The sequence below is a fragment of the Rhodopirellula sp. SH410 genome (assembly GCF_055811895.1).
Genome location: NZ_CM147949.1, coordinates 2,267,165 through 2,280,603 on the forward strand (window position 1 = coordinate 2,267,165; position 13,439 = coordinate 2,280,603).

The 13,439-nt window shown below is 57.3% G+C and carries 9 protein-coding genes; 5 read left to right on the top strand and 4 right to left on the bottom strand.

All coding sequences use genetic code 11. The annotated features are described in order from the left end of the window. Nucleotides 1-8: 8 nt before the first annotated feature. From SH410x_RS08430 to SH410x_RS08440, 3 genes are read left to right on the top strand one after another with little or no spacing between them, the layout of a single operon-like run. Nucleotides 9-836 carry a DUF1573 domain-containing protein gene (locus SH410x_RS08430; protein WP_473676073.1) on the top strand — a complete coding sequence of 276 codons (828 nt, stop codon included), beginning with the start codon at nucleotides 9-11 and terminating at the stop codon, nucleotides 834-836. Then, nucleotides 826-2,880 (top strand): glycosyltransferase family 39 protein, encoded by a 2,055-nt coding sequence (locus SH410x_RS08435; RefSeq protein ID WP_473676074.1) that lies wholly within the window; start codon nucleotides 826-828, stop codon nucleotides 2,878-2,880. Before SH410x_RS08430 ends, SH410x_RS08435 begins: the two co-directional genes overlap by 11 nt. A 17-nt stretch (nucleotides 2,881-2,897) precedes the next feature. Continuing rightward, nucleotides 2,898-3,791, top strand: a complete 894-nt coding sequence (locus tag SH410x_RS08440; RefSeq protein ID WP_473676075.1) for a DUF1559 family PulG-like putative transporter — start codon at nucleotides 2,898-2,900, stop codon at nucleotides 3,789-3,791. A gap of 28 nt (nucleotides 3,792-3,819) precedes the next feature. Here SH410x_RS08440 and SH410x_RS08445 read toward each other — a convergent pair whose 3' ends face one another. The 4 genes from SH410x_RS08445 to SH410x_RS08460 all read right to left on the bottom strand — a co-directional run bounded on the left by SH410x_RS08445 (nucleotide 3,820) and on the right by SH410x_RS08460 (nucleotide 10,740). Further along, nucleotides 3,820-6,456, bottom strand: coding sequence for an excinuclease ABC subunit UvrA (locus SH410x_RS08445; RefSeq protein WP_473676076.1), 2,637 nt, complete (start codon nucleotides 6,454-6,456; stop codon nucleotides 3,820-3,822). Beyond that, complete coding sequence (locus tag SH410x_RS08450) at nucleotides 6,453-7,904, bottom strand: CPBP family intramembrane glutamic endopeptidase (RefSeq protein WP_473676077.1); 1,452 nt, start codon at nucleotides 7,902-7,904, stop codon at nucleotides 6,453-6,455. Before SH410x_RS08450 ends, SH410x_RS08445 begins: the two co-directional genes overlap by 4 nt. Before the next feature lie 4 nt (nucleotides 7,905-7,908). After that, the gene (gene pgsA, locus SH410x_RS08455; protein ID WP_473676078.1) at nucleotides 7,909-8,493 is read right to left on the bottom strand and encodes a CDP-diacylglycerol--glycerol-3-phosphate 3-phosphatidyltransferase; all 585 of its coding nucleotides are present in this window, start codon (nucleotides 8,491-8,493) and stop codon (nucleotides 7,909-7,911) included. 96 nt (nucleotides 8,494-8,589) lie between these two features. Then, nucleotides 8,590-10,740, bottom strand: coding sequence for a preprotein translocase subunit SecA (locus SH410x_RS08460; protein ID WP_473676079.1), 2,151 nt, complete (start codon nucleotides 10,738-10,740; stop codon nucleotides 8,590-8,592). Nucleotides 10,741-11,047: 307 nt separating this feature from the next. On the opposite strand from SH410x_RS08460, the gene SH410x_RS08465 reads away from it, so the two are divergent. Both SH410x_RS08465 and SH410x_RS08470 read left to right on the top strand, forming a co-directional pair. Next, nucleotides 11,048-12,580: a BBP7 family outer membrane beta-barrel protein gene (locus SH410x_RS08465; protein ID WP_473676080.1), complete on the top strand. Its 1,533-nt coding sequence runs from the start codon at nucleotides 11,048-11,050 to the stop codon at nucleotides 12,578-12,580. 254 nt (nucleotides 12,581-12,834) lie between these two features. Continuing rightward, complete coding sequence (locus tag SH410x_RS08470) at nucleotides 12,835-13,266, top strand: hypothetical protein (RefSeq protein WP_473676081.1); 432 nt, start codon at nucleotides 12,835-12,837, stop codon at nucleotides 13,264-13,266. Nucleotides 13,267-13,439 lie beyond the last annotated feature (173 nt).

Consider the following 13,439-nt stretch of genomic DNA (forward strand, 5'->3'; position numbering starts at 1 on the left):
GCCTGATTATGCTTCTCGTCTCCGTTGGAACTGCTAAACCAGAAGACGCATCGGCAACGCAGGATGCATTTTGCGGTCCCATCGCCGCCCGGGCGTGTGTTGAGCATTTGGGGTTCCGATGGCGGGAGTCACCCGAGGTTTTATACTTACAGGGACAGCCGATTTGCAGGTTCAGGGATATACAAGATGCGATTGAATCACTTGAATTACATGTGGAGGTTTCACTAGGATCGATCATCATCGGTTCAGGCGAAAAGCATCGGATTCGGTTGATGAATCAAAGCACGCAGATGCTCAGAATTGACGACGTTATTGCCCGTTGTGGATGTGTTCTTATCGAGCCTCGTCAACTTGTTTTGCAACCAAACGAAACCAAGTTTATCGGGGTCCAAATCACCGCCGCCAATCTAGGCAGAAACACGCATGAGTTGACCGTCATGTCTAACAAACGAATGCTTGATACAGCAACGTTGGCGTTCGATGGCGTGAACGGTCCGAGGTTGCTACCTCGCACCTCCGTCGTTGGTGTGCTTTCGGTCAATAAGAAGAATCAATTGGAACACCAACTGACGCTGGGAAATGTGGATGCAGACCAGTTGGTTGTCACGGGTGCGGACCTGCTGGAGACGGACGCGCCAATTCAGATCTTGTTGAGCCCATCGACGAAGGCAGAGAGCGATAGCCAATTGACCATTCGCATCGTTTTAAAAGAAGATGCAGCATATCGCGGACTGTTTTTTTCAAATATTCGTTTAAACATCAATAATGAGAGCAGGGGACGTTCGGTTCCATTGACTCCGATGCTAGCGCAGATTGGAGTCGAGATTGTCGATTGAAAAGGGGACGGAAACTGCAATCGAACTCAGCGACCGAGATCAGCACTTTCGCGACCTCAGCTCATCCTTCAGAGGCGCGGATACGTCAACAGCAACAGCTATCGACGCACGTCTGGCGAGTGATCACGGTAGTGGTGAGCGGCGACATTGGCCGTTGGCGCTGTTGCTACTGTTGTTGGCGGGGCAATGGAGTTGTTTAGTTTGGCATGCCTACCGCTCGGCGCCCGTGCATGACGAATACGGTCATTTTTACGCTGGACTCGCCTATTGGAAATACGGGGATGTTCGACAGTTCAACGTCAACCCGCCTCTGATACGTGCGTTAGGGACACTCCCGGCCGCTCAATCGGCGCTGATAAGGATACCAGGAACAATAAGTGACGGGTTTACCGTAGTGGATCTTGTTAAAGATCCTGTTCTGGATGGATCTTTAACAAGATCCACTACGCCAGTTATTGATCGCGCGTTACTAAACGAAGTGAAACAAGGGGATTTTGAACCTCCAGCACGCCCCGAGTTCTTGGACGGACGTCGGTTATTTCTCGCGCGTCCCAGCGAGTTTCAGTCGACCCTGTTCAGAGGACGATTGATCGTTAGCGTCTTTGCACTGTTAGGGACGGTGGTTTGTTTCTTATGGGGACGAGAGCTTAGTAATGATTTGGGCGGTCTGTGCAGCGCGATATTGTGGGGTTTCCAGCCTCAGGTTCTCGGCCATGGTTCATTGATTACAAACGATGTCCCCGTCGCAGTGATGATGCTGACCTCGGCGTACTTATTTAAGAGATGGATGGAGCGTCGGACAGTGCCCCGTGCGATCGTTTTCGGTCTCGCCTTCGGAATCGCGTTGCTTTGCAAGTTCACGTCTTTACTGCTGGTTCCGCTGTTCGTGATGTTTATCCTCCTGGCGACTGGCAAGCTGCAATGGAAGGCGACCCTCATCCAGGCCGGGCTGTGCGTGATCGTTTGCTGGTTGATCATCTGCATCCCATATCGGTTCGCGGGTGTCACGCAATCACTCGGAGACTTTGAGTTCATTTCGACCACTCTCAGCCAGGGCAGCGAGCCGACAAGGTCGTTGACCGGAAATCGATTTCGTGGAACTGTCCTGGGGAAAATCCCAGGAATGGTTCCGGCCGAATACCTGCAGGGCCTCGATCGCCAAGAGTATGACTTCAATCGGCGGCTGACCTCTTATGCGCGGGGCATGAACCAGACGGGAAGTTGGTGGTGGTTTTATCTTTATTCGATGGTGGTCAAGTTACCGATGGGGACTTGGCTTGCCCTTGCCGTTGGGCTTGGCGCCACAGTCCTGCGGTTTGGCGACTGCAGTCTTTCGACTGGCATCGTCGCAATGTCGGCCATTTTGATCCTGTTTGTCATTTCCGTAAAAGAGGGGATTGGCCAACAGGTTCGCTACGTCATCCCCGCCTATCCGTTCCTGTTCGTATTGGTGGCGACCGTTTTCAGTGCTGCAAGCCGAGAGCCGCACCGCTGGTTTGGTTGGCCAAATGCTTTGCGTGGATTGGTCGTTGTTGGCTGCATGAGTTCATTTGCCGCAACGCTGCTCGCAGCTCCCGACTGGCTACCGTTTTTCAATCAGGCGGCGGGAGGATCGCTAGCGGGCTACCGCCACTTGTATAACGATGCGACGGACTGGGGACAGTCACGCTATGATCTCGCAGATTGGTTGAGGTCTCATCCGGATAAAAGACCCGCGTTCCTCGTTTCGGATACCATTGCGGGGGACCACACGGCGAGAAGAGAGAAGGATGAAAATTCGACGGTGACTTTGGGCTCGTCGACGATACCAGCAGGCGATTGTTGGCTAATTGTCAGCCAAACATCGCTAAGTAGACGGAGTGATGAGAAATGGCTGTGGGATCAAACGCCAGTTGATTCGATCCACGCGGCCTATTTGGTGTATAAGGTCGAAGGTCGCCAGTGGCGAGAGCAACTCAACGCGGTACCCGAGTTTTGGCGAGTTCCAGACGAGAGCGCCCAACGTGATGGCTTTCACGATTTGGAAAGAATTGGACAACTCTAATGCAAGGTTATGCAAACATGTGTTCGCGTCATCAGGGAGTAACGCTGATCGAACTATTGATTTCCTTGTCGATAGTAGGTCTGTTGTTATCGCTGACATTGTCCTCTGTTCAAAGTAGTCGGGAGGTCGCTCGGCGGATGGAGTGCCTGAATCGCGTGCGACAGCATTCGCTGGCAGTTCAAAACTTTCACACTTCATTTGATGTGATTCCGCCCAATGGAGGAGCGAGTGCTGGCAACGATTTGTCCCGACTCGGTGGGCCTGCGGTGAAGCCATCGACATTCGAGACGGGTTCAATGGCTCCGCTTTTGTGGGGCGTTGGTGATCCCAAACGAGTCGGTCGTATGCAGCCTGGCCCCTGGACCTACAGCATCCTTCCCCAACTCGAGTTGGGGAGCCTGTTCGACGGAAGCCGGCCGGTGCCCAATATTCCCATCTATAATTGCCCATCCCGAACAGGACGGACGCCAACATCCACGGCGAGCGACGCCCATGGCGAGTATGAGTCAGGAGGGCTGATCATTGCCAAAACCGATTACGCAGGGAACGAGCGTTTAATGACGAACCTTCCCCAATGGAAACGATTTCGAGACATTGAAGACGGTCTGAGCAATACGATTTTAGTTGGAGAAAAGGCATACGATCCTTACGTGCAGACGCCATCGTCATGGCTTTGGGATGAGCCGGTATGGATTGGTGGGAGTAATGGGACGGTGCGTCACGGGTTGCTTATTGTGCCGGACAATGCCGGCATTCCGTATCGGAATAACTGGGGCTCGGCACATGTGTCGGGCGCCAACTTCACGATGGCTGATGGCAGTGCCAGATTCATTTCAACATCGATCGATGTCCTTGTGCTCCAAACGATGTTGACACCCGCCGGACGTGACACAGTCAACGATGGGAACTAGGCTGTTATGTCCCTCTGAGCTGCTTCTTTCATCTACTGGCAGACTGTTTCTTTCGCAAAAACTGCCCTGTGAGTGAATCCGTGCAGGCGGAAACGTCCGTGGGGGTGCCTTCGGCAATGATACGGCCGCCGCCCTCACCGCCGCGCGGGCCCAGATCGACGAGCCAATCGCAGGCGGCGAGGAGATCGGTGTGGTGCTCGATCACGAGTACCGTGTTGCCCGCGTCAACGAGTCGATTCAGGACCACGAGCAGTCGCTGCACATCACTGAAGTGCAATCCGGTCGTTGGCTCGTCGAGCAAATACAAGGTGCTGCCGGTGCCCGGCCGCGCCAATTCTGTAGCGAGTTTGATCCGCTGCGCTTCGCCGCCACTGAGCGTCGTACTCGATTGCCCCAGCGTGACGTATCCCAAGCCGACGTCCGATAGTGATGAGAGCAACGTATGGACCTTCGGCACGTTTTCAAAAAACTCCCCTGCCGCTTCGATGGTCATGTTCAACACATCAGCGATGGTGGCGCCCTTGAATCGCACCTGTAAGGTTTGTCGATTGAATCGCTTGCCACCACAACGCGAGCACTCGATCAACAGATCGCTGAGGAAATTCATCTCGATTCGCTCAAACCCGTTGCCCTTGCAGACATCGCAACGACCGGCAGGGGAGTTGAAGCTGAACCGGGACGCTGAAAATCCCAGCGTTTTGGCTGACCGTGTGGCGGCGAACACGTTGCGAATCGGATCGAGCACGCCCGCGTAGGTGGCCGGGCATGATCGCGATGTGCGGCCAATCGGTGATTGATCAATCGGGATGAGTTTATCGATCTTGTCCGCACCGACCAAACGCGAATGTTTGCCAGGCGGTTTGGCAACCAGTCCAAGCTTGGCTGCCAGGGCGGGATACAGCGTGTCAACGATCAGTGAACTTTTGCCGCTACCGGACACTCCGCTGATCCCGATGAGCCTGCCCAAGGGGAGCTTCAGTGTCACGTTTTGAAGATTGTGCAGACTTGCTCCATGCAGCGTCAACCATTGCTTCGCAGCCGGTCTGCTCCGCACTGTAGCCAGACCACTTGGCAGGTCCGAGCAGACGGCGCCCTCTTCGGACGAAGGGGGGTGTCCGTCGACAATGGATGCATTGCCTGATAGGTACCTGCCGGTGGGGCTTGATGGATCGTTGGCGACTTCCTGAGGGGTTCCCTGGCTGACCAGGTAGCCGCCATGCACGCCCGCGCCCGGCCCAATATCGATGAGGTGATCGGCGGCCCACATCGTGTCTTCATCATGCTCGACAATCACGACCGTATTGCCCTGGTCCTTGAGCTCACCGATCGCGCCGAGTAGACGGTGGTGATCGGCTGGATGAAGCCCGATGGAGGGCTCGTCGAGCACGTAGCAGACACTGACCAGACCGCTGCCGATACACGTTGCCAAGCGAATTCGTTGCAGCTCGCCACCACTGAGGGTTGCCGCGGACCGATCCAACGTGAGGTAGTCCACGCCGACGCGGCGTAAGAATTCAATTCGTCGGATGACTTCGGCTTGGATCGGTGCGGCCACGCGGCGCTGCAGTTCCGAAAGCGTGTTGGTGATCGACTGGATCCAACCCTGAGTCTGTGGCAATGGCATCGCCACGACGTTGGGCAGGGACGCATCAGCGATCGTGACCGCGAGTGCTTCGGCGCGTAATCGCCCGCCGTGGCATGTCGGGCATACGCTCGTCGATTCAGGATCGGTCTTTTTTCCCGTCTTTCTCTTGGTGGGTTTGCGATTGCTCGACGCTTGATTGCTTGGTCTGGAATCGGAAACCACGCCCAAACCGTCGCAGGTCGGGCAGGCTCCGTAGGGACTGTTGAAACTAAACGTGCGTGGTTCGAGTTCTTCAAAACTCGCACCACATTCCACGCACGCCATGGTGGTGCTGAACAGTTTCGTTTCCGGTACTCCGTCGGGCGGTTCAGCCAGGATGGCACACATCCCTGCGGACAACCGGATCGCCAGGCGAGTCGATTCGTCGAGCCGCGCCTCGATGCCCTCCTTCATCACAATCCGGTCGACGACTGCTTCGATCGTGTGGTTTTTACGAACGGCCAGCGGCGGCACGTCCTCGAGCAGATAGACTTCACCGTCGACGCGTGCTCGAACCAAACCGTGAGCGGCAATCTTTTCGAGCACGTCGGCGTGAGCACCTTTGCGCCCGCGAACCATGGGACTCATCAATGTCAGCTTGGTTCGGGGCGGGTAAGCGGCCAGTGACTCGATGATTGCATCGGGCGTCTGAGTGCTGATAGAGCTGCCGCAGTGCGTGCAGTGCGGCATCCCAATTCGTGCGTAGAGCAGTCGCAAGTAGTCGTAGATTTCGGTAACGGTCGCGACCGTACTGCGTGCGGACTGCGTGCCGCTCTTTTGGTCGATTGACAGCGTCGGGGCGAGTCCCTCGATCAGGTCGACATCGGGGCGTGGGATCGCATCGAGATACTGCCTGGCATAGGTCGATAGCGTATCGATGTACTGCCGTTGTCCTTCGGCGAAAAGCGTGTCGAAGGCGAGCGAACTCTTGCCGCTGCCAGAGACCCCGGTAATCACCGTGAGCTGATTACGGGGGATGTCTACGTTCAGGTTTTTGAGATTGTGAACGCGGGCGCCGCGAATCCGAATGGGTGGGCTCAACGGAGAAACTGCAGCAGGGTGACGCACATGGTAAATCCATTGAGAGTGAAGTGCACCACAATCGGCGGCACCAGCGAGCCGGTTTGACGATAGAGATATCCCAGCCCCAGCGAGAGGAAGAACAACGGGATCGGCGCGAGTCCTTGTCCCCAGTGCATGACCGCGAACACGAGACTTGTCACGACGATGGGCCACACCGCCGTCGGCGTCCAGTTGCTGGAGGTGTCGATGTCTTGGTCGATCTGCCGGGATGAAAGGTTGTTTCGAGGCACGACAGGATCCTTCTCGACCTCACGCGGCGACGCGTAAGGATCCTCGAGCACTGCCTCGGCGTGTTGAGGGTTGGATGTTTCGATCGAATCCACTGGGACGTTCGCCGCGAAGATCGCCGGTCTCTCGGCACTTCGATCCCAATAGCGACGCGCATCGACGGCCATGTCGGCGAGTCGTTGCAGACCACCCTGTAACAGCCCGCGGAACCAAAACTCCTCGACCACCGGAGTGATGATCGCGGTGGTGAAAAACAGGGCGGCGAAGACTCCGAAATCCGGGGCAGAATCCGGGCCATCTGGTTTGAGGGCATCGAGCACCGGGTGCGAGTATTTCTGCAGGACCGACACCAAACCCATCAACAACATCGTCGGCGGCAGAATCAACCACGCCGCTCGGAAACCCAGCGTGATGTCCCCGCGTTGCGGCAAACACCCGATACGGGGACGCTCGCGGGGCACCGATGCGGACATCTCGCTATCTGAAAACGGCAATTGTGGACGAAAAAGTTGGGCAAAGAGCAGCGTCATGATTGTCGCCGTCAGCATGGCGGCCGAGCTGAGCAAGAGCTGGGGGACCGAAATGGCGGGCGTGGATGCCGGCGTACCAGCCACTCCCGCTTTCCCCGCCTGCTCAGCAACAGCGTCCGGAGCGACCGTGTTCTCGGAAACTGTATCCCCAGCAACCGTGTTCTCGGTACCCGTATCCCCAGCAACCGTATCCTCGGCGAGCAGGTCCTCGGCGAGCAGGTCTGCCGTGATCGTGTCGGTGACCATGGGATCCATCACGACGACATCTTCCGTCGCAACACTCTTGTCACCGATGTTCTCGTCACCAACGTTCTGCGTGGATGCGGCAGGTTTGGTAATCCAGCCCGCGCCGATCGCCCATCCGTTGAACAGCAGGCTGGCGACAATCAGGACACCCATGAAGAAGATAAATAAGGCAGGGTTCCAGTACGGGCGAGCCCGCTGTCGGGCGGGTACCAGGGCATCACTGCCGAGCAGTCGAGTCCCGCGGCGCAGCAACGCGATCCACTTGATCAACGACGTGACGAACGCAGCCAATACGAGCAACGTGACGAAAAACAGTAACAATTCGATCGTGCTGAGCTGGACGGCGTCGGTCGCGCCAGCGGCATCGACGCTGGGCGTGGGCACGGCAGTTTGAGCTTGCATCAACTTATTCTCGATCAACCGGCGGTTGCGGATCGGACTGCATCAACCGTGCGGCGATCAGGGTGTATTCTGCACCTGAATAAAGGGTGATGAAGATCGCCCCCCACAGCAGCACGAGTGTGGTGATGGACAACCAGCTCGGTAGGGGGTCGACAACAAAGGTCAGCATGACCGCGACGGCGGCGGCCGACTGCACAACCATCTTCCATTTGCCCAACCAACGGGCGGAGAAGTCGCCACCGGCGCCCTCGATGATTCCACGCAGGCTCGTCACCAGCAATTCGCGGCCGACAACAATCGTGGCCATCCAAGACTTCACGGGGCTATCGGGGACCTCGACCAAGGCGATGAAAGTGCCGCAGATGATGATTTTGTCTACAAACGGATCAAAAATGCGTCCCAGTTTAGTGACTTGTCCGTATTTCCGAGCCCAATAGCCATCCATCCAATCGGTCGAAACAGCGATCAGGAACACGCAGAGTGAGGCCCAGAATTCTCCGAGGGGAATTAAGACCATGACGGCGATCGCCAACGCGAATCGCACCGTCGTCAGTGCATTGGGCACATTGTAGATCGAAGGACTCGCCATGGAGGAGATCGCTCAGCGGGGGGGATTGCAAAGTGAGTGCTTAACTTATCCCACAAAGCAGCTCCCGCCAAGCGATGCACGATCCGCCGTCGCTGATTAGTCTGGCGTATCGAGGTACGGATCCTGGCCGATCTCACGCTGCATTTTCTTGCGATCCTTTTCGTGATGCATCATCACCATGCGGTCGCGAAAATGTCTTCGCTCGACTTTACGTTGGGCGCGGGTGAAGGTCGCTGCCATCCCGTCGGCGCTGCCGGTATTGGCGATGCCCCGAGATTTCAGTTTTTCCGATTTCGCGACGCCCAAGCCGCCCTTGAGGATATCGTCGTCGAGCGAGAGGTATTGACGGTAGGAACCCCGGTCGCCCTGGCGACCGCACCGTCCGATCAACTGACGGTCGATCCGAGCGGCGTCGTGCAGTTCGGTACAGATCACGTGCATGCCGCCCCGCTCTTCGACCTCGTCGGCGAGTTTGATATCCGTTCCCCGCCCCGCCATGTTCGTCGCCACCGTCACACGGCCGAGTCCACCGGCAGCGGCAACAATATCGGCTTCCCGCTCGACGTTATTCGCGTTGAGGATCTCGTGCTCGATCTTCAACTCGGTGAGCAGTTTCGAGAGCAGCACACTCTTGTCAATCGACCGAGTTCCGATCAAAACCGGTCTCCCCGTCGCGTGCACATCGGCGACCTCTTTGGCGATCGCTTCGAACTTGGAATCGAGCGTACCGAATACTCGCGGCGGCAGTTGTTTGCGTTGGGGGGGACGGTTGGTGGGCACACGTATGACCGGCGTGCGGTAAATACGCCGCATCTCACTCGCGCTCGTTGCCGCCGTCCCCGTCATGCCCGCGAGGTGCGGGTATCGCAGGAACAGGTCCTGGACCGTGATCCGAGCGGCTTGCCCGGTCGGCACACTGATATCGATGCCCTCTTTGGATTCGATGGCTTGGTGGATGCCGTCCCGCCATTTACGTCCCTCGGCGAGTCGTCCGGTGAACTCATCAACAATCACGATCTCATCAATGTTCGGATCCTTCTCGCTCGGCCGGATCACGTATTGCCGGTTCAGCAAGAACTCACGGTGCACCTTGACCGAGCGCTCGATGTATTCATAGAGATCGACCAGCCCCATCGTGCGCACCAAATCGTTCTTGGGCAAGGCGCGCACGCGGCTGCGACCGCGCGCGGTTAATTCATATTTCTTGGTCTCGTTGTCGATCTCAAAATGCTCGTCTTGCTCGAAACTCGCCGCATGCTCGGATGCCCAGCGGTAGGTTTCGACAATTTGATCGCGAACGCTGTCTTCGATGCTACCGATGATCAGTGGCGTACGAGCCTCGTCGATCAGAATACTGTCCGCTTCATCGACCAAGCAGAAGTGCATCCCCCGCATCACGACTTGGTCTCCCGAATCCGAAAACCCACCGTCACCACCGCCGAGCATTTCGGTTTGGATGCGGTTCTGCGCACGCAGCAGCAATCGGTCACGGAGAAAGTCAAAGCCAAACTCTTTCGCCGTTCCATAGGTGATCGCGGCGCCGTAGCTCTTGCGCCGATCGCCTTGGTCGTCGGCCGTTTGGATGATCCCCACGCTCACGCCGAGTAACTCGAACAACGGCATCATCCACTCCGCATCTCGTTTGGCGAGGTAATCGTTCACCGTGGCAAGGTGGGCGCCTTTGCCGAGGAGAGAATGCAGGTAGAGGGGTAACGTCGCGGTGAGCGTTTTGCCTTCGCCGGTCTGCATCTCAGCGACATGGCCTTCGAACAATCCGATCCCGCCGACGATCTGCACGTCGTAGTGTCGCATGGAGAGCGCCCGTCGCCCCGCCTCGCGACACAACGCGTAGCCTTCGGGCAATAGCGTGCTGAGCTTCTCACCGGCCATTGCACGATACCTCAACGCGAGGGAGCGTTTGCGGATACTGGCGTCGGATTCTTCCAATAGGATCGGTTCGAAAGCATTCACTCGAGCCAGTTGCCGCCGCCAACGCACCATTCGCGGGCGCAGATTGCGGGCGGAGAAATAGGATGTCGCCCGGGCGCTCGGGTCACCCGACCGGCGTTCATTGGCGACGTCCGGGGCGGTTGCTGCCAACACCGCGTCATCGGGACTCGGCGGATTGGGCGCCAACGGGTCCGGGATCGCGTCCCCTGCGGACGGTACAGCGTTGGCCTCGCCCGGTGGCGCTACCGGAGCTTGATTCTCGGAGGATTCGGAGCGGGAAACAGTGGAATCGGACATGGAATCGGGGACAGTGGAAAAACAGCGTCGAAATTTGGCAGAATTCGCGGCAATCGAGCGAGCAGTGTGTCCGTTTTACGCACAAACCGCCCGCTTCGGCGAGGCACAATCGCCCTGAAAGGTCATTTTACCCGGATTCTTGGCGGGATAGGCAAGATGATCTGCCCGGCAGGTTCAAACCAGGTAATTTGCGGTTTTTTTTCCTGCCGTTCCGTTCACTCTGAATAGTCCGGTGGAAATGGTCGATTCCATTATGCAGATCAATCCCGTGTTCCCGGACTACACGAGAATCCTAATGAAGAAAAATATGAAAACTAACTGGAAGATGTTGACGTTGGCAGCGCTGCTGTCCGCTGGTACGACCGCCGCGACTGCGGCTGACAATGGCCCCGCCGCTTATGCGGCTGGCAATGATTCCAACGGCGAGTTGGGCGATGATGCCTACTTCGCTGATACTTCCGAATACTTCGGTGGCCTGTACGAAGACGCAGCGGGTGGGGACACCTCCGCCACTGTCGACCAAAGCGACTATCTCGCCGATGCCGAAGCCGAGCCGATGGCCGTTGAGCCAGTGGCATACGTCGGTGACTCGCAGGCGGCCTATGAGCAAGAGGCCTACCCGCAAGGCGAATATCAACACGATTTCGGAACCGGCGTCGTGATGGACTCCGACTCCTACGCTTACCCCTCGGGTAACTACGGTTGCAGCGATGGCTCGTGCGACCCTTCCTTCGCGACAAGCTGTCGGCCGACGCGAAGCATCGCCTGTGAAACAGGGAACTGGCTATCGGTCGAAGCCCTGCTGTGGTTTCCGCAAGTTCGCTCCTCAGTCCCCTTGGTCAGCACGTCGGACACAGGCACACTGCCTGAACTCGACCAAGGTGCCCAGGTCGTCTTTGGCGGCAATAACGCGTTCGGCGGGACTCTCCAAGCGGGTTTTCGAGTCGATGGCGGGGTCATGCTCAACGACGATTTTGGCGTCGGCGGCCGATTCTGGATGCTTGGTCAAACCAGCGACAGCTATGGTCGCAATGGTGATGGCACGAACGGATCGATCGGCATCCCCTTCTATGACACCGATTTGAGCACCGATGCGGAAAATGCTATTCGGATCGCCTATGCCGACGGCATCAACGCTGGCGATGCCGACTTCTCAGGTAGCGTCTCAGCACGCTCTTCGTTTTCGGTCTACGCGGCAGAAGCCTATGGACGTTTGCGTCTGCTCGGTGGCAAAGGCTATCGCAGTGATTTGATTGGCGGTTACTCACACTTCAACATCGAAGACGATTTGTCACTCAATGCGACCACCACGCAGCTCGAAGTTGGGCCTGGCCAAGGCGATCGCTACAGCTTTAGCGACAGCTACACCGCCACCAACGAATTCAATGGCGGTCAGATCGGATTCTTGACCTCGGTCGGTCGTGGTTGCTGGACGCTTTCAGCCCTCACGAAGGTGCACTTGGGCAACATGAACCAAACGTTTACGAACGTGGGATCACGCACCTTGCCGAGCCCAGCGGGCGTGCAGCAAGGCGGCATCTTCAGCCCCACCAACCAAACGACCATCACACGCAATAGCTTTGCGTTTGCTCCCGAAGCCAACGTGAAACTCGGTTACCAACTTCGCAAGAACATTCGGTTCACGGTTGGCTACTCGTTCCTGATGTGGAATGACGTTCTGATGGCTGGCGACAACCTCAACCGGGACATCAACTCCGGCTACTTGGTCGGCAACGCAAACGGCGTGGTTCAGTCGCCTCAGCGTCCTGCCTTCCAAGGGCTGAAGACCGATTCCTTGTTCGTCCACGGCATCGATCTGGGCTGCATCGTCCAGTTCTAAAGCGAGCCGAATCTCAACCCGAGTGATCAGGTTTTGCCGGGTGAAATCCGGCTCAAAAAAGTCCGGAACACCGAGACGGTTTTCGCTCGGCTCTCGACGATAGAATGCAATAACAATCGTTACTTACAAAAGCGTGGTGGGCCGGATGGCCGACCACGCTTTTTTTCATTGGCAGTTGCTGTGGCCGCCGCAAATTTGTTAGCAACGCAGCGATGGCCCTTCCCAATCTACCGAGTACTCGCAGGAGGTCGACGATGAACGTCCCGACACGCCAACGCAGGAATCCGCCGACGTCCACGATCCCCTCGCTCAGAGGTGTGGTGCTCGCCTGGAGCGTCGTGCTCACGGCGGCCTTCTTCACCCCCAACGCAAGCGCTCAGATCACGGTGTCCCGTAGCCTGTCGGGCGGCGGATCACCCGTCGCGACGCTCGAAGAACAACTCATCAATCGTCTGCACGCCACCACCGATGTGCAAGCGGACTATCTTCGTCACATCGTGAAACTCGTCGACCAAGACAAACTCGAACCCCGCTTGGTCGTCGCGATCGAGCGATATGCGCTACGCCGCAACCCACGATACCCGTTTCCCTATTTCGAACGGGCTCTCCGCTATGAGGCCGCCAAGCGTGGCGTCGCGTTAACAGCCCTTCGTCACTATCAGTCGACCGCCGACGGGCGGTTTTAAGCACGCCAGATCGCAACGGAATCGGCAACAGAAATTCAACCCGAACGTGGCCTCGCCCGAACGGGGCCGTCCCGTGGGTGGATGCCGTCCGTTTCTCGCAAACCGGTGCGGTGCGAATGCGGAGCGGATCAATGCTAGACATCGAATACGGCACGAATTAATCTATAGTTTTG

Excerpts from the sequence above, each read along its gene's own strand:
- pgsA (WP_473676078.1), bottom strand. The coding sequence starts at position 8,493 with ATGGCGAGTCCTTCGATCTACAATGTGCCCAATGCACTGACGACGGTG.
- SH410x_RS08470 (WP_473676081.1), top strand. The coding sequence starts at position 12,835 with ATGAACGTCCCGACACGCCAACGCAGGAATCCGCCGACGTCCACGATC.
- SH410x_RS08460 (WP_473676079.1), bottom strand. The coding sequence starts at position 10,740 with ATGTCCGATTCCACTGTTTCCCGCTCCGAATCCTCCGAGAATCAAGCT.
- SH410x_RS08440 (WP_473676075.1), top strand. The coding sequence starts at position 2,898 with ATGTGTTCGCGTCATCAGGGAGTAACGCTGATCGAACTATTGATTTCC.
- SH410x_RS08450 (WP_473676077.1), bottom strand. The coding sequence starts at position 7,904 with ATGCAAGCTCAAACTGCCGTGCCCACGCCCAGCGTCGATGCCGCTGGC.
- SH410x_RS08465 (WP_473676080.1), top strand. The coding sequence starts at position 11,048 with ATGAAAACTAACTGGAAGATGTTGACGTTGGCAGCGCTGCTGTCCGCT.
- SH410x_RS08430 (WP_473676073.1), top strand. The coding sequence starts at position 9 with ATGCTTCTCGTCTCCGTTGGAACTGCTAAACCAGAAGACGCATCGGCA.